Source organism: Pseudomonas umsongensis, assembly GCF_002236105.1.
Classification (GTDB): Bacteria; Pseudomonadota; Gammaproteobacteria; order Pseudomonadales; family Pseudomonadaceae; genus Aquipseudomonas; species Aquipseudomonas umsongensis.
On the sequence record NZ_NIWU01000005.1, the window covers coordinates 149,634 to 174,705 of the forward strand.

Consider the following 25,072-nt stretch of genomic DNA (forward strand, 5'->3'; position numbering starts at 1 on the left):
CGAGCATGCTCGCGATGGTCGTCAACGATGACGAGGGAAACCTGACACCCAGCGGCGCTCTCAGGCTCATCGCGAGCATGCTCGCTCCTACAAATTTTGATCATCAGGCCCAATCGAGTGCTGGCAAGCCACAGGCGCTCGGCACGAACGCCTTCAGCGTTCGAAGAATGCCATCGGCGTGTGCGTACTTTTCATCGGCCATCGCCGCATCCGGAATCGCAATCGCCGTCATCCCCGCCGCCTTGGCCGCCGTGACACCGAACGGCGAGTCCTCGAACACCAGGCAATCGCGTGGCTCGATACCCAGGCGTCGTGCCGCCGTCAGGAAGATATCCGGCGCCGGTTTGGCCGCACCGACTTCTGGATCATCAGCCGTGACGATGAAGTCGAACAAGGCGAACCAGTCGCGATGCAAGGTGGTTTTCTGGCCGAACGACTGGCTTGAGGAACTGGTTCCCACCGCAATGGGAATGTTGTGCGCCTTCAAGTGCCGAACCAGCTCTTGTGCTCCCGGCATCGCCTGCGCCGCAGGAAAACGCTCGCGCATCAGCGGCTCGCGAATCACCAGGAACTCTTCGGCGCTGATCGGCAAGTCCAGCGCCTGCACCACATAACTCGCCAGGTCACCTGCGCCACGGCCGATGATGCTCTGCTTGACGCTCCAGTCGAACGTTCGGCCATAGCGCGCGGCAATCGTGGCCGTGACTTCGGTGTAAATCCCCTCGGTGTCCAGCAATAAGCCGTCCATATCGAAAATCACGGCCTTGATGGGGCCGAACTCCTTGAGCGGTAAATTCATCGCATCTGATCCGTTTTCATGACATCCCAGGCGGCTCAGGTACGGCCGTTCCGCGACAGATTAAAGGTTTCAGCAGCATAACGAGCAGCCGTGGCCAAGAGCAACGGGCGCATGACGCAAAAAGCCCGGCAAATCGCCGGGCCCGGACAGCTTTACGCGCTGTTGATTTATGCCAGGCTAACCGCCCGCCTTGCCTGTCCCACTACTTTTGGCAGCACTATCTGATCCTCCAGACCCATTGCCAGAAGCGCTCCCCGTCGAACTGCCACCGCTGGTCGACCCGCTTCCCGTCTCCGGGCGGGTGGTGCTCCCATTGGCATCGCCTGCATTGCCATTCCTGATGGCGCCAGGCGGTAATGCGTTCTCAGTTCCAGAGCCTGCATTCATTTCAGTAGACGGCGGCATACCGCCCTTATCGACGGGCGCGTCGTTACCTGAGGATTTTGAAAATGCCACGCCTGAACCGATCGATAACAGACTAGCCACTGCCAGGGCCAACACGCTTGACCTGATCATGGACGTCTCCTTTTACCCGTTGCATACCTTGAGTCTGGCAGCAGTGCATCGGCAGGGTTGCCACTCATTCGACAGGCGGTCTCGCGCCAGAGGTCGGTCAGCTCGGCTCGCCGGATGCGTCCTCACCGGCGATGTCCGGATCGTCCGGGTCGACTTCGACATCAGAATCCGTGCGCTTGAGGTCATCGTTGGGGACCTGCTCGACACCGGGCTCGTCATCGGGAGGCCGCTGATCGCGACTCAGGGAATCGGTAGGTGAAGGCAGGGGGTATTCGGGGGTTTCGTCGATGTCGGCGACTTTCGGATCTGCGTTCATGGAGCACCTCGCAACGGACCTGAAAGGCAGGCCCTGACCGTTGGAGGCAGCGTCGATCGTCAGGTTCGATCAGGGAGACTATCGGTTATTTTGCCGATCGAATCCGTCAGTGATGTTTGTTCTTGTGTTTGTGCTTATGTTTGTGACCGCCGCCGGAGTGGGAGTCGCCATCGTCGCTTCCCAGGTTGTTGCCGACCGCACCACCGGCTGCACCACCCAGGCCTGCGCCAATAGTCGAACCGGTCCTGCCACCCAGGCTGTTGCCGATCACTGAACCGCCGGCTGAACCCAAGCCACCGCCTACCGCCGCTTCGGTGCGACTACCCTTGGGCGCACCGATCGCGCTACCGGCGGCGCCACCGACGCCGGCACCAATCGCAGCGCCCGTGCTGCCGCCCATTTGTCCACCTACCACGTTGCCCAGCGCACCACCAATACCGCCGCCAACGGCTGCGGTACCATCGCCTGCAGCCAGTGCGAATGGTGTAAACAACAATCCAAAAACAATTGCCGGTAACGTCAAGCGTCGAGTACTCGGGTACTGCACTTCATTACCTTGGGTTTTCGGGGTCATGGCACGCCTCTTATTTATCGGGGGTATGTGAATTGGAGCCGTTAATTCCATAAACGTTCAAAAACGCAAAAGCCCGGCATCAAGCCGGGCTTTTGTTCACGACCCTTGGGGTATCAGTGACGCTTGTGACCGTTGGCCAGGTTGCTGCCTACGCCGCCGCCCAAGGCGCCACCCAGGCCTGCGCCGATGGTCGAACCGGTCTTGCCGCCCAGGCTGTTGCCGATCACCGAACCACCGGCAGCGCCCACGCCACCACCGATGGCGGCACTGGTACGGTGGCCTTTCTTGGCGGCAACCGCGCTGCCGGCTGCACCCGCAACCCCCGCACCAATCGCGGCACCGGTGCTGCCGCCCATGCTTCGGCCAACGACATTACCCAGCGCACCACCCAGGCCACCACCAAGGGCGGCTGTACCGTCACCGGCGATTGCACCTTGAGTAACCAGAAGACCCAGAACCAGAGCAGGCAGTGTGAAACGCATGACGAAAACCTCAAAAAATAGGGGGTGAAATTCAAAAGGGTCGAGATTGAATGCTTTAGAGGGAACAAAGTCCAGACATGCGCGCGCTCAACCTCGTTGTTCGCGACGGTTGGACAGCTTTTTTGGAAAAGGTTTTATCGCAGGCAAAAAAAAGCCCGCTGGGGAACGGGCAGGGTGTTGCGTCTAACGGATGGTTTGAGCCTACGTAGGGCCTTGTGAAAAGTTTGTGAAAACTTTCCAAATTAAATATTCGTTCAGATTCCGGGCATCGGCATAGGGGACGGCCTTCACAGGCCGTTCCCCTGCCACACCACCCGGCATGCGGGTCCGCACCGGGCGGTTCGAGAGATTGAGGTTATGAGAGACGCACTAATCCCAGCCTGTCGAACCACGCAATATTAAGCACGCGATTCAGATCAAGACGACTGTTACGCCACCAGCGGCAGGTATTTCCCGCCACCTTCTGTGCCACCTGGATGTTTGCACCAAGTGCTCGTAGCTCACGATACGTCGTCGTTCCACGCCCCCATTGTTTAAGCTGGATAGCTCGCAATCGGTGTCGCATCCATTCGTCCAACTCACGCCAGACGGCTGGGGTTTGCGACAAACCGAAGTAAGCCTTCCAGCCCAAAATGTAAGGTCGCAGCTCATCAGCAATCTGCTGCAAGCTACGGCCACACGAGCGTCGGGTGTACCAGCGTATTCGCTGCTTGAACTGCTTCTGCGCTTTATAGGATGCAGCACGCTTGACTTCGCCGCGGGCTGACCACATCTCATAGCCCAAGAACTTGCGACCAAACGCACTCGCCACTGCACTCTTGCTCGCGTTGACACTCAAGTGCAGCTTGTCATACAGACGCTTCAGCAGAGCCATTACCCGCTCCCCCGCCTTATGACTGCGAACATACACATTCGCATCGTCGGCATAACGCACGAAGCAATGACCTCGACGCTCAAGCTCCCGATCCACTTCGTCCAGCAGCACATTCGCCAGCAACGGCGACAGCGGGCCGCCTTGCGGCGCCCCGCAGCGGCTTTTCTCGACCACGCCATTGATCAGCGTTCCTGCATCCAGATACGCACGAATCAGCCGGATAACCGCCCGATCCGTGATCCGTTTGCGTAAGCGCTCCATCAAAATGTCGTGATCGACCCGGTCGAAGAACTTTTCCAGGTCAACATCCACCACCACTTTGCGTCCCGAGGACACGTGGCGCTGGGCCGCCAAAACGGCGTCCTGCGCACTGCGCCCCGGGCGAAAACCGTAGCTGTGTTCACTGAAAGTCGGATCGAGTAGTGGTTGCAAGACTTGCAGCAACGCCTGTTGGATCAGGCGGTCGGTGACCGTGGGAATGCCCAACTCGCGCTGACCGCCGTCGGGCTTGGGAATGACCACTCGGCGTACCGGACTGGGCCGGTAGACACCAGACATAAGCTGTTCACGAATCACGACCCATTGGGTCAGCAGATGCTCGGCCGTCTGATCTATGTTCAGACCGTCGACTCCCGCTGCACCTTTGTTGGCCTTGACCCGCTTCCACGCCTGCTTCAGGTTTTCTCTCGCAAAGGCCCGCTCCAGCAGCCCTTGCCCTGCGTTATAGGGTTCATCTTGCGGGCGATTGACCTCGTCGCTGATGGGATCTCTCACGGTTTCACCGCTCGTTATCTCCGTCCGCCCCGCGTTTGGCAGGCATCTGACTTCCGGTCTTTCGCATCAACATGGCCTATGACGCTTTCTCTCGTTCGGCCCTTCGTCAAAAAAAAAAGACTACTACGGCCTCTGCTGACTTCTCGCTCCGGCTGGCGCCGTCGCCCTTTCAGGCACAAGGCGAGATCTCCCCAGGTAAGAACGCAATCCTTCACCACACAACCGCCGGATTTACACAGCCTGATCCTTGACCACAAAAGCTTCGCGGTTTTGTGCCCGCTCGCCCTGATCGGCTTTGCCTTTTATCCGGTTCTTGTACATCGGCTCATGGCTTCGATTCACGCTTCCTCCCCACACTCGGTCGCCCTCATGCAGTTGCGCTTCACTTCGTTCGCTGTGGTCAGCTTACGGCGGGACTTTCACCCACAAGATTGCGCCCATGCTGGGCGCACACAAAAAACCCCGTTCGATGACGGGGTTGGCTCGCGGGTCATTTACTTGCTGGCCGGTTCTGTAAGCTTGGGCAGGAATTTTCCCTTCAACACTCGGCATGCCTTGGTCTTGATCTTGAGGACCTTGGCCTGATCTTCGCCAAAGCTGGCCACATACTCTGTCTGGCCGCATTGAACGTAGTTGTTGATCGGATATTCTGCGCCGTCGTCTTCGATGTACGGTTCAGTCATCGCTTCACCCCTCTCAAAAATACGGGATCGACACCGGCAAGCCCTTTGCCCGAAAAATATCGATCACCAAGGATTTTGAGACTAGCCGGTCATTAACGGACTTGTTGTTCAGACAAGCGAATGCCCGACGAATGGGCGAAGCCTGTCAGAGCAGTTTGACCGACACCGCAGTGTGATTGTGAGGCGACACATAAGAGTGGCAGTGCCCAGAGTAGGTTAAGATGCCAGCAAACCAGGCTCGCTGTGAGTAGCCCCGCATGACAGAAAACAGTCGGAACACCACCCGTCTGATCAAGAAATACCCGAATCGCCGTCTGTATGACACGCACACCAGCAGTCATCTGACCCTTGCGGATATACGCCAATTGGTCGTCGATAGAATTCCGTTCGAGGTGGTCGACGCCAAGACTGGCGAGAACCTGACCCGGAGTATTTTGCTGCAGGTCATTCTGGAAGCCGAAAGTGGCGGTCAGCCGATCTTCTCCAGTGAGATGCTGATGGGGATCATCCAGTTCTACGGTCCCTACCAAAGCGTCCTTGGCAGCTATCTGGACAAAAGCATCCAGACGGTCATCGACATCCAGTCCCAGACCGGCGCTCAGTCCTCCGAAACCTGGAGCGCGTTCATGCACCAGCAGGCACCGGTCATGCAGGATTTGATGCGCCAGTATGTCGACCAGTCAAAAGCGCTCTACCTGAACACCCAGAACCTCTTCGGAATGTTCGGCGCCGTGCCCCCAGGCAAGCCAGGTGCCGATGGCGGGCCGAAAAAAAATGGCGATGGGGAGTAACCCCCATCGCCATCCTGTAACCAGCCTGATCAGGCTTACTTGCTATCAGCCTTGCCACCAGCAGCGGTTTTGCCAACTGCAGCGGTCGCTGCGTCAAAGTTGCTCTGGGCAACGTCAGCAGCCTGTTTTACCGCTTTCTGTGCACTTTCAAAAACGGCACCGGCATTGGCCAGCGACGATTTGAACCCAGCCACGACAGGCTCGGAGCCAGCCGGTGCATTCTTGCTGATCACGTCAACAAACTCTCGCACCTGCTGGGTGCCTGCCTCGACCTGACGCGAGGTCAGCTTGGCGATTTCCGAGTGGGTATCGACAATCAGCGCCTGCACTTGACGGTTGTAATCAGCCAGGCGTTCGGCTTGCACATTTGGCTGGATGAAAGACGCCTGGAGCTCGGCGAATCCTTGTGGATCACGTACCGAAAGCAGCTTGCGAAAGCCCTCGAACTGCTCCTCGGTGGAGGCCTGCAGGGTCTTGAACTGCAACTGGCTCAGCTGCTCGACACTGGAAAAGATTTTGCCGCTGATTTGCTGCAGGAGGTCGAGGTTGGCTTTCTGAGCGTCTTGCAATTTTTCCGAGTTGAAAAAAGACATGCTTGAATCTCCTGGTTTGAAGGCCGACTCGGGCCTGAGGACGCGAGAGCGATCCTGCCGGTCATCGCGTTAGGGCTTATATTGCAGTGCACAATTTCTTTTGGCAACGATTTTTTGTGCACTGCACAAAAGACTTCCCTATCCTACGGATGTTCGCTATAGACTCCTACATGCCTATCGTCAGGAGATCACCATGGACCAGGAAGACATTAGTGCATCGCAACAGGAAAAACCCGCCTCACAACGCGGCCTGTGGGAACACCTGAGTCATCTGCAGCGCCTCAATGCGCTGAACGTCCTCGAGGCTGTGCGCCAACGCCAGAAAAAAACCCTCACGCCCCTGAAACGAGGCCAACTCAGACAACCTACTCCCGCTCAATGGCAGGAATATGTCATCGACTTCAGCCAACGCTGCCTGCTGTTCTGGGACACCCTGCGCCAGCGCGGCGACAACAGGCTGGCCCATGAACGCGCCGGGTATCCACTGTTGCTCAAGTTCGATCATGAAACCTTGATCGCTGGCCCTGATCTTGCGCGCCCGGTCAATTTTTCACTGCTGCGGATCCTCCCCGGCCCCGAGCAAGAAATCGACGGTAACAGCCAGCCGGTGATCATCATTGACCCGCGCGGGGGACATGGTTCGGGAATCGGTGGTTTCAAGCAGGATTCGATCATAGGTGAGAGCCTCAGGGCCGGGCACCCCACCTACTTCATCTCTTTCAGTCACTCGCCACAGCCTGGGCAAACCCTGGACGATATCGTCCAGGCCCAGGCCCGGTTCATCGAAGCCGTCAGCGCCCTGCACCCAGCCAACGACAAGCCGATCATCATCGGCAACTGCCAGGCCGGCTGGGCCTTGATGGGCCTGGCGGCCACACGACCGGAGCTACCCGGCCTGATCATTATCAACGGCGCCCCCTTGTCTTACTGGGCCGGCATCAATGGACGCAATCCCATGCGCTATACCGGCGGCCTGCTGGGTGGCGGCTGGATGGCTCGCCTTGGCAGCGACTTGGGCAATGGCCGATTTGACGGTACCTGGCTGGTCAGCAACTTCGAAAACCTCGACCCGGCCAACACCTATTGGGGCAAGTATTACCAGTTGTTCAGCCAGATCGACAGCGAGGCCGGGCGCTTCCTCGATTTCGAACGCTGGTGGGGTAGCCCGACCCTGCTCAATGGAGAAGAGATCGAGATGATTGTCGATGATCTGTTCATCGGCAACCAATTGTCGGGCCGTGCCGACCGCAAGAGTAACGGTATCGACCTGAAACGGATCGAAGTGCCGGTGGTGGTGTTCTGCTCCTACGGGGACAACATCACCCCTCCCCAACAGGCGTTGAACTGGATCGCCGATGTCTATTCCAGCGATCTCGCCTTGCAGGAGGCAGGCCGCACCATCGTCTACCTGCGGCATGCCAGCATCGGCCACTTGGGTATCTTTGTCTCGGGCCAGGTGGCGCGGCGCGAACACCGAGGGTTGCTAGGTGCGGTCGAAGCCATCAATGCGCTGCCGCCCGGGCTGCATGAGATGCTGATTGACGACCTGCCGGCCACTTCAGGCAGCGGTGACATGCAATACCGGGTGCATTTCCAATCAAGGCGAATTGCCGATATTCACGATGACCACGAGCCTGTCCGTGATGACGATCGCGAATTCTCTTCGGTCGTGCGCGCCTCTGAAATCAACAGTGCGTTTTACGACGGATCGATACGTCCGTGGCTGCGTCAGATCATCAACGAACCCACGGCCGAATGGATGCGCAGGACGCACCCCTTCCATCAGCAGCAATTGTTTTGGAGCAGCTTGAATCCGACGCTATGGTGGTTGCCCGGGACAGTTTCAGCGGTCAACCGTAACCGTCGTCCCGCACACCAGGACAACCCGCTGCTGGCCTGGCAGGAGCTGTTCTCCAACCAGATGCAAGACACCCTGAATGCGTACCGCGACGTGCGTGACGCCACTCAAGAGATCTGTTTCTACGGTATTTACGGCGTACTGGGCGCCTTCACCGGCGCCCAGCCTCCGCGAAATCTCCACGCACCTGAGCCGAGCGCCCAGTGAATCGTTTGTCATCCTGGAGGCCCTCGTGGAACTCCATCTCTCAATGTGCCTTCACAGGAGATTAGCGGTGCATCCGTTCGACGTAATCTCTGGCGAAGCTTGGGATCTTGTGATCCCCGCGCCGACCTATAGCACTCATGGGTAGGACCGGCACGACGTCCTTGAGCACAGGCAACGACTCATGGGTTCGATATTGGCCGGGGGTCATACCGAACCAACGGGTGCACGCCTTGTGGAAGCTGCTGTGATCATGAAAGCCGAGCAGGTGGGTGACATGCTTCAGGTTGAAATGAGAGTGGCGCAAGTAGAATTCGGCCATCTGCCGGCGCACATCGCTCAGGACATCCTTGAATTGCGTCCCATCCTTCTCAAGACCGCGCTGAAGTGTGCGCTTGCTGATGTTCAGCGCTGCTGCAATCGACTCCATATCACACTGCCCCTGGCCTTGCCCCTGGCTCAAGCGCTCGGTCAAAAGGCGGCGAATCCTGCCAACGATCGAGTACCCGGACAACTGGTCCAATTGAGCTTCGGCAAAACTGTCATGCAGCGTGGCCAGCGCCTCATTGGCCATGCTCAATGGCGTCAGGAGCTCCTGGCCGTCGAACAGGATGCTGTCATAGGCCGCCCCGAAACTCAGCGGGCAGCCAAAAAGTCGCTGATGCTGCGACGTGTCTTCTGGCTCGGGATAGGAGAACTCCACACTCATGGGTTGCGGTGACTTGCCACCTGCCAGCCAACGGCAGAAGCCCAGCAGCGACGCCAAGGCTGCATCCGTATATTGCCGTGGTTTGACCGAGCCATCTTGCTGATGATCGAGACTGGCCAATCGGTAATGCTGCTCCTCCTGGACAAGGAAAAGGCTGAATCCGGTGCCGATCAACGGGCTGAAACGGACCAGGCGTTCAAGCGCCCTTTTCAGGTTCGAACTGGACATCATCGTGTAGCCCACGATCTGAAAACTGCTGGGATGGCATTCCCCGTAGGCTTTCAGACCGATATTCGGATCGTTCGAAGCCTGGGCCGCCAGATCCCAGAGACGATAGATAACGTTTCGCTCGCAGAATGCCCCTGGTTTATTCACGAACCCGATATCCAGTCCCGCCTCCTCGCACAGAGCGGCAAGGTCGAGACCCTGGGCCAAAAACGTATTCGCCAGCACGCTGGCATAACCTGAACTTATCCTGTACATGGCGTCCTCAATGACCAGTGGAACCGAACGTCCTGTCCGGAGCCGATGCTGACACGTGTAGAACATATTTCAACTCTGTTGCAGAAATATTAACTATCCATTCAGTTTTAAGTATTGATCCAAGTATAGGTACTCCTCATTTTTTGCCATCCCCCTCCCTTCCGCGTGGCACCGAAGGACAGGAGAACGTCACCTTCAAACACTTCCCCCACAGCCCGTCGATAACCAACAATCACCACTCCTGCAGCGCAAAAAAAAAACGGAGTAGATGTATGGAATCGCGTAGTCGTATTGCTTTGGTAACGGGTGGTATGGGCGGTATCGGTACAGCAATCAGCCAACGTCTATACAAGGAAGGATTCAAGGTAATCGTCGGCTGCAGTTCTGACTCCAGCCGCAAGGACGACTGGGCTGCCAGCCAGCGTGAGGCAGGTTACGAGTTCGAGTTCATCTATGGCGACGTCACCGACTGGGAGTCGACCCGCAAGGCTTTCGAGATGGCTCGTGAACAATTCGGCCCGATCGATGTGCTGGTCAACAACGCCGGCATCACTCGCGACGCCTCTTTTCGCAAGCTCACCCCGCAAGACTGGGACAGCGTGATCGGGACCAACCTGACGGGCTTGTTCAACACCACCAAGCAGGTCATTGAGGGCATGCTCTCCAAAGGTTGGGGGCGGATCATCAATATCTCCTCGATCAACGGTCAGCGTGGCCAGTTCGGCCAGACCAACTACTCCGCCGCCAAGGCTGGCATCCATGGTTTCACCATGGCACTGGCCCGGGAAGTCTCCGGCAAGGGCGTGACCGTCAATACCGTATCCCCAGGCTACATCCAGACCTCCATGACCGCGGCCATTCGCCCGGACATTCTCGAAGGCATGATCTCGGGAATCCCGGTGGGTCGCCTTGGCCTGCCGGAAGAGATCGCCTCGATCGTTGCCTGGCTGGCGTCCGATGAATCCGCCTACAGCACCGGTGCCGACTTCTCGGTAAACGGCGGCATGAACATGCAGTAACCCTGACCCGGGCCTTAATGCCCAGGTTTGCTCGTCGAATTTTGTCTTTTCCATGAGGTCATGCATGAACGAAGTCGTAATCGTTGCCGCTACGCGTACCGCCATTGGCAGTTTCCAGGGTGCCTTGTCTGCAATTCCCGCGACCGAACTGGGTGCAGCAGTGATTCGCCGCCTGCTGGAGCAGACGGGTGTCCAAGCTGCGCAAATTGATGAAGTGATCCTCGGCCAGGTGCTCACCGCCGGCGCTGGGCAAAACCCGGCACGCCAGACCGCGATCAAGGCTGGCTTGCCCCACACCACGCCTGCCCTGACCTTGAACAAGGTCTGCGGCTCCGGCCTCAAGGCGGTCCACCTCGCCGTACAGGCCATCCGTTGCGGCGACGCGGAACTGATCATCGCTGGCGGTCAGGAAAACATGAGCCTGGCCCCCTATGTCCTGCCCAAGGCACGCACCGGCCTGCGCATGGGCCATGCGCAACTGCAAGACAGCATGATCCAGGATGGCCTGTGGGATGCATTCAACGACTACCACATGGGCATCACCGCCGAGAACCTGGCGCAGAAGTACGAAATCTCCCGTGAAGCACAGGATGCCTTCGCTGCCGCCTCGCAACAGAAGGCCGCCGCCGCCATCGAGGGCGGGCGTTTCCAGAGCGAAATCACGCCGATCCTGATCCCTCAGCGCAAGGGCGAACCGCTGGCCTTCGACACCGACGAACAGCCGCGTGTCGACAGTACGGCGCAAGCCTTGGCCAAGCTCAAACCGGCTTTCCAGAAAGACGGCAGCGTGACCGCTGGCAACGCTTCGACCCTCAACGACGGTGCGGCCGTGCTGTTGCTGGCCAGCGCCGCCAAAGCCAAAGCGCTGGGCCTACCAGTACTGGCCAAAATCAAGGCCTATGCCAGCGCCGGTGTGGACCCGTCGATCATGGGTATCGGCCCGGTCCCGGCCACACGCCTGACCCTGCAAAAGGCCGGCTGGAGTGTCGAGGACCTGGACCTGATCGAAGCCAACGAAGCCTTCGCCGCCCAGGCCCTGGCGGTTGGCAAAGAGATGGGCTGGGACACCAGCAAAGTCAACGTCAACGGCGGCGCGATCGCCCTTGGCCATCCGATCGGCGCGTCGGGCGCACGGATCCTGGTGTCGCTGGTGCACGAACTGATCCGTCGCGATGGCAAGAAAGGACTGGCCACCTTGTGCATCGGTGGCGGACAAGGCGTCGGCCTGGCTATCGAACGCTAACCAACGGCATACGAATAGCCAATGCGCGGACTTGGGCTCCTTGCTCCGCGCATCAGGCTGGCCTCGGACAACGTTGCCCGCCTCCCTTGCCGTCGCTAAGCCGCAATCCGGTATAGCGCGGCTTTTTTCTGCCCGGCACATCGGTATGAATTTTATGGACAACAACGCGCATACATTCAAAACCTTCTGGTCAGGACAGGTTCCGTTCATCGCCTCTTTTGCAGTGCAACAATTGCGCCTGTGGGTGAGCACCAATCCGTGGTTTTCCGGGCATGACCACGACACTTGGTTCGATCTGCCTCGCGAGACCCTGGACAGCCTCCAAGCGGACTACCAGGTTGAATGGGCTCAACTCGGCCAGAAACTGCTGACCGGCCAGCCCTTCAGCTTTGATGATCGACGCTTCACCAGCGGCAACTGGAGCGCCCCCCTGTTCGGCTCCCTCGCTGCGTTTTACCTGCTCAACTCCAGCTTCCTGCTGAAACTGCTCGACAAGCTGCGAATCGACGAAAAGAAAGCACGCCAACGCCTGCGCTATCTGGTGGAGCAAGCCATTGCCGCCAGTGCACCGAGCAATTTCCTGGCCAGCAACCCTGATGCGTTGCAGCGTGCGGTCGAGACCCAAGGTGCCAGCCTGATCACAGGGATGCAGCATCTGGCCAGCGACATGAACGAAGGCAAAATGCGCCAGTGCGATAGCGGCGCCTTCAAGGTGGGAGTCGACCTGGCCAATACCCCCGGCGAAGTCGTCTTCGAGAATCGCATCTTCCAACTCATCCAGTACTACCCGCAAAGCGAAACCCAGTACCAGCAGCCGGTGCTCGTCGTACCTCCATCGATCAACAAGTACTACATACTTGATCTGCGCCCCGACAACTCGATGGTCCGCCACCTGCTGGAAAAGGGACATCCCGTATTCCTGGTCTCCTGGCGCAACTTTGACCAGGAACACGCCGGTACCACCTGGGACGACCTGATCGAGCACGGCGTGATAAACGCCGTGAAAGTGACCCGCGAGATCAGTGGCCAACAGCGCCTCAATTGCGTGGGTTTCTGCATAGGCGGCACCCTGTTGAGCACGGCGCTGGCCGTATTGGCTGCACGTGGCGACCGCGAGATCGCCAGCCTGAGCCTGTTCGCCACGTTCCTCGATTACCTGGATACCGGTCCCATCGACATCTTCGTCGATGAAGAACTGGTGGCCTACCGCGAGCGCACCATTGGCGGTGTCGACGGCCCTATCGGATTGTTCCGTGGCGAAGACATGGGCAATACCTTTTCCCTGCTGCGCCCCAACGAACTGTGGTGGAACTACAACGTCGACAAATACCTCAAGGGGCAAAAGCCGATTCCACTGGACCTGCTGTTCTGGAACAACGACAGCACCAACCTTCCAGGGCCGATGTACTGCTGGTACCTGCGCCACACCTACCTGCAGAACGACTTGAAGTCAGGCGAGCTGGAGTGCTGCGGGACCAAGCTGGATTTTCGTGCAATCGACGCGCCCGCCTACATCCTCGCCACCCATGACGATCACATCGTGCCGTGGAAGAGCGCCTACGCCAGCACCCACCTGCTTTCCGGGCCCAAGCGTTTCGTACTGGGTGCTTCCGGGCACATCGCCGGCGTCGTCAATCCGCCGGCCAAGCAGAAGCGTCATTACTGGACCAACAATCGGGTGACTAAAAACCCCGAGACCTGGTTCAAGAATGCCGAGCAGCAACAAGGTAGCTGGTGGAATGACTGGTTCAACTGGCTGGCGGGGCACTCAGGCGAGCGTCAACCCGCGGTTGCGCACATCGGCAATGACCAATACCCGCCTCTGGAGCCGGCGCCAGGCAGCTTTGTAAAGCAATGAAATACTGCTGTGGAGCGCTGCGCAACACTGCCTGCAACACAGCAGCTTGATCGCACAGACGAAGATCAAATCACGCAAACGCAATAGATAGCCGCCGGTAAGCCCAACCGGCGGCACTTCATTTGTTTGGGTACAAGGAGAGAGGCTCCATGAGCACCCCGTTCCGCATCAACGAAGCACTCTTGATTGCAGGTCGAGCATTCGAACCCTTTCAATGCGTCGCCTGGGCTCCGCAAGACGGTAATGGCGACCTGAGCCTGACCGTCATCGACCGGGCCGCCACTCGAATTTGTCGCAAACAGATTCCAAGCAGCACCTATTCCGACCCGGCGCAGCTGGAAAGCCTGCTGCAAGAAGTGCGCGCCGAGTTGAGCCAGGGGGGTTACACGCTGCAGTCCTGGGCGATGCCAGGGTAAGCATTGTCGCGGGCTGGGATTTTTTTCAGAAACGCAGAAACGAAAAAGCCCTGAATAATCAGGGCTTTTTCGTATAAATGTGGCGGTGAAGGAGAGATTCGAACTCTCGATACAGTTTCCTGTATACACACTTTCCAGGCGTGCTCCTTAAGCCACTCGGACACTTCACCGTATCTCTTCAAACAAGTTCTGTCTGTCGAGGCGCGCTAATGTAGTCGAAAGCTTTTCTGATGGCAAACATTTTTTTCAGAATTTTCATGCGCTTAACTCGCATAGCTGTTTCTGGTTGCCCTAGGTAATGGCAAACCGGCCAATCTCCGGCTTGGCATCCCCTTCTATATAGCTGGCGATGCGCGGCTGGCGTGCCGGGGGACGCTGGCCGACGGCTTGGAGCGTGACTGGCGAGTCAGTCACGGCGCTTTACCTGGCGGGTGTCGGTGAGTAACGTCTGCCCTACTTTACTGAAAGGATTAGCGTCATGAGTGAGTTGATTTCCTACCACCTCGAAGACGGTATCGCGACCCTGACCTTGAGCAACGGCAAGGTCAATGCCATCTCTCCGGACGTGATTGCGGCGTTCAACGCTGCGCTGGATCAGGCGGTGACTGATCGCGCGGTGGTGATCATTACCGGTCAGCCAGGGATTCTGTCGGGCGGGTACGATCTGAAAGTGATGACGTCCGGCCCTAAAGAAGCCATGGCGCTGGTGACTGCCGGCTCGACGCTCGCCCGTCGCCTGTTGTCGCACCCTTTCCCGGTGATTGTGGCTTGCCCTGGGCATGCCGTGGCCAAGGGCGCGTTTCTGCTGCTGTCCGCCGACTATCGCATCGGTGTCGACGGTCCGTTCAGCATTGGCCTGAATGAAGTACAGATCGGCATGACCATGCACCACGCCGGTATCGAGCTGGCCCGTGATCGCCTGCGCAAATCGGCGTTCCACCGTTCGGTGATCAACGCTGAGATGTTCAATCCGCAGTCTGCGGTGGATGCCGGTTTCCTTGACGTGGTGGTGTCGGCCGAGGAGCTGCAAGGTGCAGCACTGACAGCGGCTCGTCAGTTGAAGAAGATCAACATGACCGCCCACAAGAACACCAAGCTAAAAGTACGCAAGGCACTGCTGGAAACCCTGGACAACGCAATCATGCTGGATCAGGAGCATATGGGTTAAGCCCCAACCTGCAGCAACGAAAAGCCCGACGGTCGTGTCGGGCTTTTCGTACGCGCCACGTTGAAAAGCCTGCAACCGCTCTAGAGCGCGTCTGACCCATCAGTCGGAAACATGCGCTCAAACATCGCCTATCTCCCGCCTCCATAGTGGCAATTGCCGAAAACAGTGCACATCCGTACACTGCGCCACCTTTTGTCCCGGTGGGGCCTGCAAATGCTGTTCGCTTTACGTATGTCTTTGATGGGCCTGCACTTTATTGTGGCGGGCGTGCTGGGCGTCGTGCTTGGCCTGTGTCGCCCGTTCAATCCGGACAACAGTCGCCTGTGCGCGCGCCTCTATGCGTGGCCAGCAATGTGCATTCTGCGACTGCGGGTAAAAGCCGACGTCGGGCCGTTGATGGACAAACCCGACAGTTGCGTGATCATTGCCAACCACCAGTCCAACTATGATTTGTTCGTGTTTGGCAATGTGGTGCCCCGCCGTACGGTATGCATCGGCAAAAAGAGCCTGAAATGGGTGCCCTTGTTCGGGCAGTTGTTCTGGCTGGCCGGCAATGTGCTGATCGACCGTGGCAATGCGCAGAAGGCGCGTCAGTCGATGTTGACCACCACCCATACCCTGCAAAACGAAGACACTTCGATCTGGGTTTTCCCGGAAGGCACGCGCAACCTGGGCGAAGAGCTGTTGCCGTTCAAAAAAGGCGCCTTCCAGATGGCCATCGCGGCCGGGGTGCCCATCGTACCGGTGTGTGTCAGCAGTTACGTCAAGCACATGCGATTGAACCGCTGGCGCAGTGGGAAAATTCTGATCCGTTCCTTGCCGGCCATTCCGACCGCGGGATTGAGCCTGGATGACATGCCGATGTTAATGGCCCAGTGCCGCGAGCAGATGCGCGAATGCATCGATTCGATGGATCGGCAGCTGCAAGCCGCTTGAAAATGCAGTACGACCGCAGACAAATCCATCGAATGGGCGGGCGCCTTCGCCGGCAAGCCTGGCTCCTACAAGATTTCACTGACTCTCGATAGCAGACAAGGCTAAGCTGAACGCTGCCTGCCACGGCCATTTGCCATAGAAAGCTGCCAAGAAGAAGTGAATCAACATCATGGGTAGAGTTGTTGCTGCTGCGGTTTACAGCGCTGGTAAAAAAGTCACCAACATCACCCTCGACGAAGGCGCAGCCTGGGCTGCAAAGCCGGGGCACTTTGTCTGGATCGGCCTTGAAGAGCCGAACGCCGAGGAACTGTACAACCTGCAACGCCAGTTCAACCTGCATGAACTGGCCATTGAAGACGCCCTGGAAAAACACAGCCGTCCGAAGCTGGAAACCTTTGGCGATGCGCTGTTCATCGTTACGTATTCGCCCATCATGGAAGAAGGCAAGCTCAAGTTCATTGAGACCCATATTTTTGCCGGCAACGGCTACATCATCACCGCGCGCAACGGCCATTCGGCGTCCTACGCCTATGTGCGTCAGCGTTGTGAGGCGCGTCCATTGTTGCTGGAGCATGGGGAAGATTTCGTACTCTATGCCATTCTCGATTTTGTCATTGAAAACTACCAGCCAATGGGCGAAGCCATTCATGCTCAAATCGATGAGCTGGAACGCAACGTCATGTGCGGCTCCCTGAACGAGCACGACATTCAAAAACTCCACAGCCTACGCCGCGATGTGTTGCGCTTGCGCCGGTTCGCGGCGCCGATGGTGGAAATTGGCGAGGAACTGCAAAAACTGAGCTTTCCCTTCATCGACAAGAACATGCGCCCGTATTTTCGCGACGTGCAGATTCATGTGACGCGGCAGATGGAGGACCTGACGACCCTGGCGGACATTGCCAGCCAGACCATTGAGGTCGGGGTGTTGCTGGAGGCCTCTCGCCAGAGCGTGGTGCAGCGCAAGTTTGCCGCGTGGGCGGCGATCCTGGCGTTCCCGACGGCGGTGGCGGGAATTTACGGGATGAACTTCCAGAACATGCCGGAGTTGACCTGGCATTACGGGTATTTCGGGGTTCTGGGGTTCATCACGGTGGGGTGTGTGGGGTTGTGGGTGAGCTTCAAGAGGTCGGGGTGGCTTTAGGAGCGAGCTCGCGCTCTTTTGTAGGAGCTGCCGAGTGCAACGAGGCTGCGATCTTTTGATTTTTATAATGCAAGATCAAAAGATCGCAGCCTTCGGCAGCTCCTACAAGAGATCGGTGTTAAACGGTTTCTGGCTTGTGCGCCACAAACCGCATCATCCACTCGGCGACCGTGGTGCCGTGGTGTTCACTTTCCAGGCTCGCGATTCCTTTGGAATACACCTGCTCCCCCAGCGCCTGCTGGCGAATTTCCAGCAAGGCCCGGGAATAGTCGTGGATGAATTCCGGATGCCCCTGGAAGCACAGCACCTGGTCGTTGATGTGGTAGGCGGCAAACGGGCAGAAATCGCTGGAGGCGATCACCGTAGCGTTTTCCGGTAGCGAGGTGACCTGATCCTGGTGGCTGATCAACAGGGTCAGCTCTTCCCTCACCGGGTTCATCCAAGGCGCCTTGGCAGCGAGTTTGTATTTATGCGTGCCAACGCCCCAGCCTTGCGTTGCACGTTCGCTTTTGCCGCCCAGCAACAGCGCCAGCAACTGATGGCCGAAGCACACGCCCAACAGTTTGTCGCCACGCTCATAGCGGGTCAGCAGGTACTCCTTGAGGGTCTGGATCCACGGATCGGTGCCAAAGGAGTCAGCTTTGCTGCCGGTGACCAGGTAGGCATCGAAGGTCTGGTCATCGCTGGGATATTCACCCTGTACCACGTTATAGATCGTGAATTCAGCGGCGATGGGTTGCTGCGAAAACAGGTGTTTGAACATCTGCCCGTAGCCCTGATATTGGTCGACCAATTCCGGACGCAGGTTGTCGGTTTCCAGAATGCAGATGCGTAACGACATAAAAAATACCTGACACGTGATGGGAATAATGCACACCCCAGAGCCTGCCTTGAAACACCGTGACAAGGCAAGCCCCGCAGTGTGTCACCGATCCCTAAAACGCCTCGCCCTTGGCGGCTTTTTCCAGCAGCAGGGCCGGCGGTGCAAAGCGCTCGCCGTATTGCCCGGCCAGGTACTGGGCGCGGGCGACGAAGTCCTTGACCCCGTACTGATTGATGAACTGCAGTGCACCGCCGGTCCAGGCAGCGAAACCGATGCCGAAGATCGAGCCGATATTGGCATCCGCCGTCGACGTCAGCACACCCTCCTCCACACAGCGCACGGTTTCGATGGCTTGTACAAACAGCAGGCGATCGCGCACATCCTTGGGCGAAATCTGCCTGTCAGCCTTTTCAAAGCGGGTTTTCAGTTCTGGCCATAATTGTTTTTGCCCGCCCGCCGGGTATTCATAGAACCCGCCCCCGGCGGCCTTGCCAGCACGCTTGTACTCGCTGAGCAGCAAGTCAATCACGCCGTACGCCGGGTGCTCGACCAGCGCCTTGCCCTCTGCCTGCAGGTCCTTGGCGGTTTGCTGGCGGATATGGCTCATGAGGCTGAGGGAAACTTCGTCGGAGATCGCCAGAGGTCCGACTGGCATGCCAGCCTTGCGCGCCTCGGTCTCGATCATCGCCGCGCAGACGCCTTCACCCAGCATGGCAATGCCTTCATTGGTGAACGTGCCGAACACCCGAGAGGTGAAGAAACCCCGACTGTCGTTGACGACGATAGGGGTTTTGCGGATTTGCAGGACGAAATCGAACCCGCGGGCCAGGGTTTCGTCGCTGGTGCGGGCGCCCTTGATGATTTCCACCAATGGCATTTTTTCCACGGGGCTGAAGAAATGCAGGCCAATGAACTTGCTCGGGTCCGCCACCGCGGTGGCGAGGCCACTGATCGGCAGGGTCGAGGTGTTGGAGGCGATCAGTGCATCGGCGCCCACCACATTTTGCGCGGCCGAGGAGACTTTGGCCTTCAGCTCACGGTCCTCGAATACCGCTTCGATGATCAAGTCGCAACCCGCCAGATCGGCATCGTTGTCAGTGGTATGGATGCGCGCCAGCACGGCTTGACGGTGCTCGACGCTGATCTGCCGGCGCGCCACTTTCTTGTCCAGCAACGCAGCTGAATGCGCCTTGCCCCTATCGGCCGCTGCCAGGTTGACGTCCTTGAGCACCACGTCGACACCGGCCGACGCGCTGACAAAAGCGATACCCGCCCCCATCATCCCGGCGCCGAGCACGCCGACTTTTTTCGTCACATAAGGCACGAAACCTTCAGGACGCGAACCACCGGCATTGATCTGGTTGAGCTGGAACCAGAAGGTGCCAATCAGGTTTTTCGCGACCTGGCCGGTGACCAGCTCTGTGAAGTAGCGGGTTTCAATCAGCTGCGCCGTGTCGAAATCCACCTGGGCACCCTCCACCGCCGCACACAGGATTTTCTCCGGCGCGGGCAACGTACCCTGGGTTTTACTGCGCAGGATAGACGGTGCAATCGCCAGCATCTGGGCGACTTTCGGGTTCGACGGCGTGCCACCTGGAATCTGAAAGCCCTTCACGTCCCAGCGCTGGACCGCCGTCGGATTGGCCTTGATCCAAGTGCGTGCCTTGTTCAGCAGCGCCTCGCGATCGCTCGCCAGGTCATCGATCAAACCCGCTTGCAAGGCCTTCTGCGGGGCTAATTTCTTGCCTTCGAGCAGGTACGGCAGGGCTTTTTCAATGCCCAGCATTCGCACCATGCGTACCACGCCGCCACCCCCCGGCAGCAAACCGAGGGTCACTTCCGGCAGGCCGAGTTGCAGGGAAGGATCGTCCAGCGCTATGCGGTGATGGCAAGCCAGGCAGATTTCCCAGCCTCCACCCAACGCCGCGCCATTGATTGCGGCGACCACGGGTTTACCAAGGGTTTCCAGGGTGCGCAGTTGGCTCTTGAGGCTCAGCACCCTGTTGTAAAAAGCCGTGGCCTGGGGCCTGTCGACCTTGATCAGCTCATTGAGATCGCCGCCGGCAAAGAAGGTTTTCTTGGCCGAGGTGATGATCACACCCGCGATGCTGTTTTTTTCGGCCTGCAGGCGGGCGACACAGTCGGCCATGGCTTCGCGGTAAAGCGCATTCATGGTGTTGGCGCTCTGGCCCGGCAGGTCGATGGTCAGGACGACGATCCGGTCCTGGCCTTTTTCGTAGCGAATGGCTTGGCTCATATACAGGTTCCTTGCAATCGGGGCTCAGAGGCGTTCGATGATGGTGGCAATGCCCATGCCGCCGCCGACACACAAAGTCGCCAGGCCATAGCGCAGGCTCCGGCTTTCCAGTTCATCGAGCAGCGTGCCGAGAATGGCGCAGCCTGTGGCGCCCAACGGGTGGCCCATGGCAATGGAGCCGCCGTTGACATTGACTTTTTCCGGGTCGACGGCCATGTCCCTGATGAACTTCAACACCACCGAGGCAAACGCCTCGTTGACCTCGAACAGATCAATGTCTTCGACCCGCAACCCGGCCTTGGCCAACGCCTTGCGGGTGGCCGGCGCAGGACCTGTGAGCATCAGGGTCGGATCGGTGCTGGTGACTGCGGTGGCGACGATCCGCGCCCGTGGCTGCAAGCCCAGGACCTGGCCCATGGCTTCGGAGCCGATCAACATCAACGCTGCGCCGTCGACGATCCCGGAACTGTTGCCGGGGGTGTGTACATGATCGATCCGCTCCACCTGGCTGAAAACCCGCAGCGCAGTGGCGTCGAACCCCATTTGCCCGATCATTTCGAAACTCGGCTTGAGTTTGCCAAGGCCTTCCAGGGTCGATTCGGCGCGGATGAACTCGTCATGATCGAGCAGGATGATGCCGTTCTGGTCCTGCACCGGCACCAATGAGTTTTTGAACGCCCCGCCAGCCCTCGCCCTTGCGGCTTTTTGTTGCGAGTGCAAGGCGTAGGCATCGACGTCCTGCCGGCTGAAACCTTCAAGCGTGGCGATCAGGTCGGCGCTCACGCCCTGTGGAATGAAATGGCCGTGCAGGTTGGTTTGCGGGTCCAGCGCCCACGCCCCGCCGTCGCTGCCCATGGGGATGCGTGACATCGACTCGACGCCGCCGACCACCACCAGGTCTTCGAAACCGGAACGGACTTTCATCGCCCCCAGGTTCACTGCCTCCAGCCCCGAGGCGCAGAAACGGTTGATCTGCACGCCCGCCACGCTGACGTCCCATTCCGCCACCTGGACCGCGGTCTTGGCGATGTCAGAGCCCTGGTCGCCGATGGGCGTCACGCATCCGAGTACCACGTCGTCGACCTGGCTGGTATCAAGGTCGGTTCGCTGTTGCAGCGCCGTGAGCAAGCCGGCCACCAGGCTCACCGGCTTGACACTGTGCAAGGCGCCACTGGGCTTGCCTTTGCCACGGGGCGTACGTAACGCGTCGAAAATCAAAGCTTGGGTCATGGCGTCCTCGAACCTGATGGGGCTGCAATCTTCTGATCTTCCAGAGAGCCTCCACCTTATTCCGAGCTGCCGGCCATTCAATGACCGCAACGTTCATCAACGTTGACCCACACGCTCAGACGGACGGTCATCCCGCCCCCGGTGAAGGGGTTCAGCACACGCAGGTGTCTAGCAAAAGGCCGCTCAAGAAGCTGGCAATTGGCCTCATGCCTTTTTAATAGCATTCCGTGACAACACCATACTAAATGGATCTAAACCAAGTGTGACGCGGGCTCTAAGGTGAAGGTGTACGAAGTTGTCGTCGGGTTTTGCCGAGACGCTCGTGCTACAGGAAGTGCAACGTTTGCCGTCATGGAGATGGGCAGGCAGGCATCAGGAAATAACAAAAAAAAGGCGGTCAGCCATGTTCAAACAATCGAAAGTTCGTCAAGCCGGGCTCATTCTTTTCGCCACCACTCTATTGTTGATTTTGCCAAACCTGACCAAGGTGATCGGTTAGTCGATCTTGAAAAGACGGCGGCAGGTCTTTAATCGCCATGTAAAAATGTGACTGGCTCGCTTCCCGTGCCAGTATGGCTGTGCCAACCTCTGCGGCACTTGCACGACATGGATGGCGATCATTTGAAAACGCTTATTGTGTTCGGGGCCCTGCTACTCAGCACGCCTCTTCATGCCGCACAGCTGAACCTTGAGCTGGGCGCGAACAGTCGCACGTGGCAATCCGAGGAGTTGCTCAAGCATCCTCAGATCCAGACCATCAGTATCAGCAATGATGTGTCCTACAAGCGTGACATGACTTATCGCGCCGTGCCGCTCGCTGCGCTATTGACCGACATCAAGCCTGACGATCACCTGCAAGCCGTGGCGCTGGACGGCTTTGCGGCCGAGTTGTCGGCGGCGCCGCTGCTCAATACCCAAGGCGCGCGTGCCTGGCTGGCGATCGAAGATCCGGCCCAGCCGTGGCCGCCGCTGGCAGAAGGCAAACACAGCGCCGGGCCGTTTTACCTGGTCTGGACCGATCCGCGTGCAGGCAACATCAGCCCGGAACAATGGCCGTTCGAAGTCGCCAGCATCAAGCGCATGGCACCGGTGGCCGCGCGTTTCCCTGCCCTGCTGCCTGATCCTGCGTTGAAGGCCGACGATCCGGTGAACAAGGGCTTTGCGCTGTTTCAGAAAAACTGCCTGGCGTGCCATCGACTCAACGGTGCCGGTGATTCGCAGTTCGGCCCGGACCTGAATATCCCGTACAACCCGACCGAGTACTTCGGCGCGGATTTCCTCCAGCGCTATATCCGCGACCCGCAGAGTTTGCGCCAGTGGCCGCAGGCGAAAATGCCGGGGTTCTCGGCCGAGGTGTTGCCGGATGGGGATCTGCAGATGTTGGTGGGGTATTTGCAGCACATGGCCGGGCGCAAGGTCAGGCCCTGACCACATCCCCCTGTAGGAGCGAGCCTGCTCGCGATGGTCGTCAACGATAACGCTGGAAACCTGACACCCCGCGGTGATCTCGCGTTCTTCGCGAGCATGCTCGCTCCTACAGGATGAGCGGTTGCTGATTACTGCTGTTGTACGGAAATCACCGGCACAGGCGTCGGCGATACGAACACTTTTGCATGCATCTGCTCACACCCACCACCGCGGCGCATGCCACGTACCGGGCAGGCGTCCAGGTAATCGAGCCCTACCGCGAGCTTCAAATGGCGTTCAGGACGGGCCAGTTCATTGGTCACATCGAAGCTGTACCAGGCGTCATCGAGCCAGGCTTCGGCCCAGGCGTGGCTGGCCAGGTGTTCGCTGTTTTCGCTGTACAGGTAACCCGACACATAACGCGCCGGCACGCCCAGGCTGCGGGCGCAGGCGAGGAACGCGTGGGTATGGTCCTGGCACACACCCGAACGCCCGGCGAAAGCCTGGGCGGCGCTGGTGTCCACTTCGGTGGCGCCCGGCGTGTAGGTCATGTGCTGGTTCAAGCCATGCATCAAGTCGATCAGCGCCGTTCGGTCGCGGCGCTGCTTGCACGCCTTGTCGGCGAACGCGCGTAGCGCCTGGTCGGCCTCGGTCAGCCGGGTGAAACGCAAGAACGGCAATGCCGACTGGCTCTCGTGCTCGGCTTCGCGCAACTCGTCGATGTCGACCTGGCCACGGGCACCGATGATGATGGCCGCGTGGGGTTCGTCCATGGTCAGTACGTGCAGGATGTTGCCGAACGGATCCAGTTGCGCGCGCACCGGCCGCGGCAGATCGAGCTGCCAACTGAGCACGTGTTGGCGCTCGCTGTCGTGAGGCGTCAGCCGCAGGTACTGGATGCTCGCCCGCACCTGATCCTCGTAGTGATAGGTGGTCTCGTGGCTTATGGAAAGTCTCATGCAGCCTCCAGGTAGGAACTGTGAATGGCATTACCCAACTGGCGCACCAGCGGGATGAACTCGGTCAGCCAGGCATGCAGGCCTTCGTCGAGGATTTCGTTGATGCCGGTATAGCGCAATCGTGCGTCCATCTCCGCAGCCAAGCGCTGTGCCGGGCGGCCATTGGCCCCTGGCAGTTGCGCCAGGATCAGATCGATTTCTTCGGTGCAGGCGCGCAAAGAGCGTGGAACATCGGCCCGCAGCAGCAGCAACTCGGCCACATGCCGGGCGCCGGGGGCGTCACGGTAGATCTCGGTGTACGCCTCGAAAGACGACAGGGCCCGCAACAACGCACTCCATTGGTAATAGGCGTGGGCCGTGCCGTCGCTGACCGCTTCGGCCTGATCACCGGCCATTTCGTAGCGCGCATCGAGCAGGCGCAGTGTGTTGTCGGCCCTTTCGATGAATGTCCCCAGGCGAATGAAACGGAACGCGTCGTTGCGCATGATGGTGCCGTAGGACGCACCACGGAACAGATGGGAACGTTCCTTGATCCACTCGCAGAAACGGCTCATGCCGTAGCGGCCCAGGCCCTGTTCGGCGATGCCGCGAATCTCCAGCCAAGTGGCGTTGATGTTTTCCCACATGTCGGCGGTGATGCGGCCACGTACCGCGTGGGCACTGGCCCGTGCGGCCCCGAGGCAACTGTAGATGCTGGCCGGGTTGGCCGCGTCCAGGGCAAAGAAATGCAACAACCTTTCGGCATGCAGCTCGCCGTGGCGTTCGAGATAATCATCCAGCGTGCCGGTAATCAGCAACGGCATGGCCAACTCGTGCAGGCCGTTCCCACGGCCATCCTGGGGCATCAGCGACAGCGAATAACTGATGTCGAGCATCCGCGCGAGGTTTTCCGCCCGCTCCAGGTAACGCGACATCCAATACAAATCCGAGGCAGTTCTACTTAACATGTCAGGCTTCCT

25 protein-coding genes and 1 tRNA gene are annotated in these 25,072 nt (G+C 58.8%); 11 read left to right on the forward strand and 15 right to left on the reverse strand.

The annotated features are described in order from the left end of the window. Nucleotides 1-103 precede the first annotated feature (103 nt). The 6 genes from PSUM_RS22865 to PSUM_RS22900 form a co-directional block, all read right to left on the reverse strand. Entirely contained in the window at nt 104-799 is a 696-nt protein-coding gene (locus PSUM_RS22865; protein ID WP_083349591.1) for an HAD-IA family hydrolase, read from the reverse strand. A gap of 613 nt (nt 800-1,412) precedes the next feature. Then, nucleotides 1,413-1,631, reverse strand: a complete 219-nt coding sequence (locus PSUM_RS22875) for a hypothetical protein (protein WP_033041340.1) — start codon at nt 1,629-1,631, stop codon at nt 1,413-1,415. A gap of 106 nt (nt 1,632-1,737) precedes the next feature. Beyond that, nucleotides 1,738-2,205 (reverse strand): glycine zipper domain-containing protein, encoded by a 468-nt coding sequence (locus PSUM_RS22880; protein WP_020800469.1) that lies wholly within the window; start codon nt 2,203-2,205, stop codon nt 1,738-1,740. A 113-nt stretch (nt 2,206-2,318) separates the two neighbouring features. Beyond that, complete coding sequence (locus PSUM_RS22885) at nt 2,319-2,687, reverse strand: hypothetical protein (protein ID WP_008061778.1); 369 nt, start codon at nt 2,685-2,687, stop codon at nt 2,319-2,321. A gap of 355 nt (nt 2,688-3,042) precedes the next feature. Further along, nucleotides 3,043-4,335, reverse strand: a complete 1,293-nt coding sequence (ltrA, locus tag PSUM_RS22890) for a group II intron reverse transcriptase/maturase (protein WP_083348477.1) — start codon at nt 4,333-4,335, stop codon at nt 3,043-3,045. 494 nt (nt 4,336-4,829) lie between these two features. Further along, entirely contained in the window at nt 4,830-5,018 is a 189-nt protein-coding gene (locus PSUM_RS22900) for a hypothetical protein (protein ID WP_020796097.1), read from the reverse strand. A 257-nt stretch (nt 5,019-5,275) separates the two neighbouring features. Between PSUM_RS22900 and phaR the strand changes: the two genes are divergently transcribed. Then, complete coding sequence (gene phaR / locus PSUM_RS22905; RefSeq protein WP_020796098.1) at nt 5,276-5,809, forward strand: polyhydroxyalkanoate synthesis repressor PhaR; 534 nt, start codon at nt 5,276-5,278, stop codon at nt 5,807-5,809. Nucleotides 5,810-5,844: 35 nt separating this feature from the next. Here the strand turns inward: phaR and phaP are convergent, their stop codons facing one another. Further along, a complete protein-coding gene (gene phaP / locus PSUM_RS22910; protein WP_020796099.1) occupies nt 5,845-6,402 on the reverse strand; it encodes a TIGR01841 family phasin in 558 nt (185 codons plus the stop codon). A 193-nt stretch (nt 6,403-6,595) separates the two neighbouring features. Here phaP and PSUM_RS22915 point away from each other — a divergent pair, with 193 nt between their 5' ends. Next, nucleotides 6,596-8,467: a DUF3141 domain-containing protein gene (locus PSUM_RS22915; protein WP_033040191.1), complete on the forward strand. Its 1,872-nt coding sequence runs from the start codon at nt 6,596-6,598 to the stop codon at nt 8,465-8,467. A 61-nt stretch (nt 8,468-8,528) separates the two neighbouring features. On the opposite strand, the gene PSUM_RS22920 is transcribed toward PSUM_RS22915, so the two are convergent. Beyond that, the gene (locus PSUM_RS22920; RefSeq protein WP_020796101.1) at nt 8,529-9,656 is read right to left on the reverse strand and encodes an AraC family transcriptional regulator; all 1,128 of its coding nucleotides are present in this window, start codon (nt 9,654-9,656) and stop codon (nt 8,529-8,531) included. A 272-nt stretch (nt 9,657-9,928) separates the two neighbouring features. Here PSUM_RS22920 and phbB point away from each other — a divergent pair, with 272 nt between their 5' ends. The 4 genes from phbB to PSUM_RS22940 all read left to right on the forward strand — a co-directional run bounded on the left by phbB (nt 9,929) and on the right by PSUM_RS22940 (nt 14,192). Continuing rightward, the gene (gene phbB / locus PSUM_RS22925) at nt 9,929-10,675 is read left to right on the forward strand and encodes an acetoacetyl-CoA reductase (protein WP_080725291.1); all 747 of its coding nucleotides are present in this window, start codon (nt 9,929-9,931) and stop codon (nt 10,673-10,675) included. A gap of 64 nt (nt 10,676-10,739) precedes the next feature. Continuing rightward, on the forward strand, nt 10,740-11,918 hold the full coding sequence (locus PSUM_RS22930) for an acetyl-CoA C-acetyltransferase (protein ID WP_083349593.1): 1,179 nt from the start codon (nt 10,740-10,742) through the stop codon (nt 11,916-11,918). 154 nt (nt 11,919-12,072) lie between these two features. Continuing rightward, the gene (gene phaC / locus PSUM_RS22935) at nt 12,073-13,776 is read left to right on the forward strand and encodes a class I poly(R)-hydroxyalkanoic acid synthase (protein WP_033040193.1); all 1,704 of its coding nucleotides are present in this window, start codon (nt 12,073-12,075) and stop codon (nt 13,774-13,776) included. Between the two features lie 149 nt (nt 13,777-13,925). Beyond that, complete coding sequence (locus PSUM_RS22940; RefSeq protein WP_033040196.1) at nt 13,926-14,192, forward strand: hypothetical protein; 267 nt, start codon at nt 13,926-13,928, stop codon at nt 14,190-14,192. 80 nt (nt 14,193-14,272) lie between these two features. On the opposite strand, the gene PSUM_RS22945 is transcribed toward PSUM_RS22940, so the two are convergent. Both PSUM_RS22945 and PSUM_RS32390 read right to left on the reverse strand, forming a co-directional pair. Next, nucleotides 14,273-14,362 (reverse strand) — tRNA-Ser (locus PSUM_RS22945). A 121-nt stretch (nt 14,363-14,483) separates the two neighbouring features. Beyond that, a complete protein-coding gene (locus PSUM_RS32390) occupies nt 14,484-14,606 on the reverse strand; it encodes a hypothetical protein (RefSeq protein ID WP_269458348.1) in 123 nt (40 codons plus the stop codon). A gap of 64 nt (nt 14,607-14,670) precedes the next feature. On the opposite strand from PSUM_RS32390, the gene PSUM_RS22950 reads away from it, so the two are divergent. The 3 genes from PSUM_RS22950 to PSUM_RS22960 all read left to right on the forward strand — a co-directional run bounded on the left by PSUM_RS22950 (nt 14,671) and on the right by PSUM_RS22960 (nt 17,437). Then, entirely contained in the window at nt 14,671-15,360 is a 690-nt protein-coding gene (locus PSUM_RS22950; protein ID WP_033045540.1) for a crotonase/enoyl-CoA hydratase family protein, read from the forward strand. A 213-nt stretch (nt 15,361-15,573) separates the two neighbouring features. After that, nucleotides 15,574-16,296, forward strand: a complete 723-nt coding sequence (locus tag PSUM_RS22955) for a lysophospholipid acyltransferase family protein (protein WP_020796108.1) — start codon at nt 15,574-15,576, stop codon at nt 16,294-16,296. 169 nt (nt 16,297-16,465) lie between these two features. Then, nucleotides 16,466-17,437 carry a magnesium and cobalt transport protein CorA gene (locus PSUM_RS22960; protein ID WP_083349594.1) on the forward strand — a complete coding sequence of 324 codons (972 nt, stop codon included), beginning with the start codon at nt 16,466-16,468 and terminating at the stop codon, nt 17,435-17,437. A gap of 118 nt (nt 17,438-17,555) precedes the next feature. On the opposite strand, the gene PSUM_RS22965 is transcribed toward PSUM_RS22960, so the two are convergent. The 3 genes from PSUM_RS22965 to PSUM_RS22975 form a co-directional block, all read right to left on the reverse strand. Beyond that, nucleotides 17,556-18,278 carry an amidotransferase gene (locus PSUM_RS22965; protein WP_020796110.1) on the reverse strand — a complete coding sequence of 241 codons (723 nt, stop codon included), beginning with the start codon at nt 18,276-18,278 and terminating at the stop codon, nt 17,556-17,558. A 94-nt stretch (nt 18,279-18,372) separates the two neighbouring features. After that, complete coding sequence (locus tag PSUM_RS22970) at nt 18,373-20,517, reverse strand: 3-hydroxyacyl-CoA dehydrogenase NAD-binding domain-containing protein (RefSeq protein ID WP_083349595.1); 2,145 nt, start codon at nt 20,515-20,517, stop codon at nt 18,373-18,375. 24 nt (nt 20,518-20,541) lie between these two features. Further along, a complete protein-coding gene (locus PSUM_RS22975) occupies nt 20,542-21,747 on the reverse strand; it encodes an acetyl-CoA C-acetyltransferase (protein WP_020796112.1) in 1,206 nt (401 codons plus the stop codon). A 285-nt stretch (nt 21,748-22,032) separates the two neighbouring features. On the opposite strand from PSUM_RS22975, the gene PSUM_RS31880 reads away from it, so the two are divergent. Further along, entirely contained in the window at nt 22,033-22,278 is a 246-nt protein-coding gene (locus PSUM_RS31880) for a hypothetical protein (RefSeq protein ID WP_162276359.1), read from the forward strand. A gap of 75 nt (nt 22,279-22,353) precedes the next feature. Next, nucleotides 22,354-23,175 (forward strand): c-type cytochrome, encoded by an 822-nt coding sequence (locus PSUM_RS22980; RefSeq protein WP_020796114.1) that lies wholly within the window; start codon nt 22,354-22,356, stop codon nt 23,173-23,175. 128 nt (nt 23,176-23,303) lie between these two features. Here the strand turns inward: PSUM_RS22980 and PSUM_RS22985 are convergent, their stop codons facing one another. Both PSUM_RS22985 and PSUM_RS22990 read right to left on the reverse strand, forming a co-directional pair. Beyond that, the gene (locus tag PSUM_RS22985; RefSeq protein ID WP_020796115.1) at nt 23,304-24,113 is read right to left on the reverse strand and encodes a transglutaminase family protein; all 810 of its coding nucleotides are present in this window, start codon (nt 24,111-24,113) and stop codon (nt 23,304-23,306) included. Continuing rightward, nucleotides 24,110-25,060: an alpha-E domain-containing protein gene (locus tag PSUM_RS22990; protein ID WP_020796116.1), complete on the reverse strand. Its 951-nt coding sequence runs from the start codon at nt 25,058-25,060 to the stop codon at nt 24,110-24,112. The genes PSUM_RS22985 and PSUM_RS22990 overlap by 4 nt, the downstream gene beginning before the upstream one ends. Nucleotides 25,061-25,072: the final 12 nt, after the last annotated feature.

Coding starts and splice junctions, on each gene's coding strand:
- PSUM_RS22965 (WP_020796110.1), bottom strand. CDS start 18,278: ATGTCGTTACGCATCTGCATTCTGGAAACCGACAACCTGCGTCCGGAA.
- PSUM_RS22950 (WP_033045540.1), top strand. CDS start 14,671: ATGAGTGAGTTGATTTCCTACCACCTCGAAGACGGTATCGCGACCCTG.
- phaP (WP_020796099.1), bottom strand. CDS start 6,402: ATGTCTTTTTTCAACTCGGAAAAATTGCAAGACGCTCAGAAAGCCAAC.
- PSUM_RS22900 (WP_020796097.1), bottom strand. CDS start 5,018: ATGACTGAACCGTACATCGAAGACGACGGCGCAGAATATCCGATCAAC.
- PSUM_RS22930 (WP_083349593.1), top strand. CDS start 10,740: ATGAACGAAGTCGTAATCGTTGCCGCTACGCGTACCGCCATTGGCAGT.
- PSUM_RS22885 (WP_008061778.1), bottom strand. CDS start 2,687: ATGCGTTTCACACTGCCTGCTCTGGTTCTGGGTCTTCTGGTTACTCAA.
- phbB (WP_080725291.1), top strand. CDS start 9,929: ATGGAATCGCGTAGTCGTATTGCTTTGGTAACGGGTGGTATGGGCGGT.
- PSUM_RS22940 (WP_033040196.1), top strand. CDS start 13,926: ATGAGCACCCCGTTCCGCATCAACGAAGCACTCTTGATTGCAGGTCGA.
- PSUM_RS22915 (WP_033040191.1), top strand. CDS start 6,596: ATGGACCAGGAAGACATTAGTGCATCGCAACAGGAAAAACCCGCCTCA.
- PSUM_RS22880 (WP_020800469.1), bottom strand. CDS start 2,205: ATGACCCCGAAAACCCAAGGTAATGAAGTGCAGTACCCGAGTACTCGA.
- PSUM_RS22920 (WP_020796101.1), bottom strand. CDS start 9,656: ATGTACAGGATAAGTTCAGGTTATGCCAGCGTGCTGGCGAATACGTTT.
- PSUM_RS22955 (WP_020796108.1), top strand. CDS start 15,574: ATGCTGTTCGCTTTACGTATGTCTTTGATGGGCCTGCACTTTATTGTG.
- PSUM_RS22990 (WP_020796116.1), bottom strand. CDS start 25,060: ATGTTAAGTAGAACTGCCTCGGATTTGTATTGGATGTCGCGTTACCTG.
- PSUM_RS22985 (WP_020796115.1), bottom strand. CDS start 24,113: ATGAGACTTTCCATAAGCCACGAGACCACCTATCACTACGAGGATCAG.
- PSUM_RS22975 (WP_020796112.1), bottom strand. CDS start 21,747: ATGACCCAAGCTTTGATTTTCGACGCGTTACGTACGCCCCGTGGCAAA.
- phaR (WP_020796098.1), top strand. CDS start 5,276: ATGACAGAAAACAGTCGGAACACCACCCGTCTGATCAAGAAATACCCG.
- PSUM_RS22865 (WP_083349591.1), bottom strand. CDS start 799: ATGAATTTACCGCTCAAGGAGTTCGGCCCCATCAAGGCCGTGATTTTC.
- PSUM_RS22970 (WP_083349595.1), bottom strand. CDS start 20,517: ATGAGCCAAGCCATTCGCTACGAAAAAGGCCAGGACCGGATCGTCGTC.
- PSUM_RS22875 (WP_033041340.1), bottom strand. CDS start 1,631: ATGAACGCAGATCCGAAAGTCGCCGACATCGACGAAACCCCCGAATAC.
- PSUM_RS22980 (WP_020796114.1), top strand. CDS start 22,354: ATGGATGGCGATCATTTGAAAACGCTTATTGTGTTCGGGGCCCTGCTA.
- PSUM_RS22960 (WP_083349594.1), top strand. CDS start 16,466: ATGGGTAGAGTTGTTGCTGCTGCGGTTTACAGCGCTGGTAAAAAAGTC.
- phaC (WP_033040193.1), top strand. CDS start 12,073: ATGGACAACAACGCGCATACATTCAAAACCTTCTGGTCAGGACAGGTT.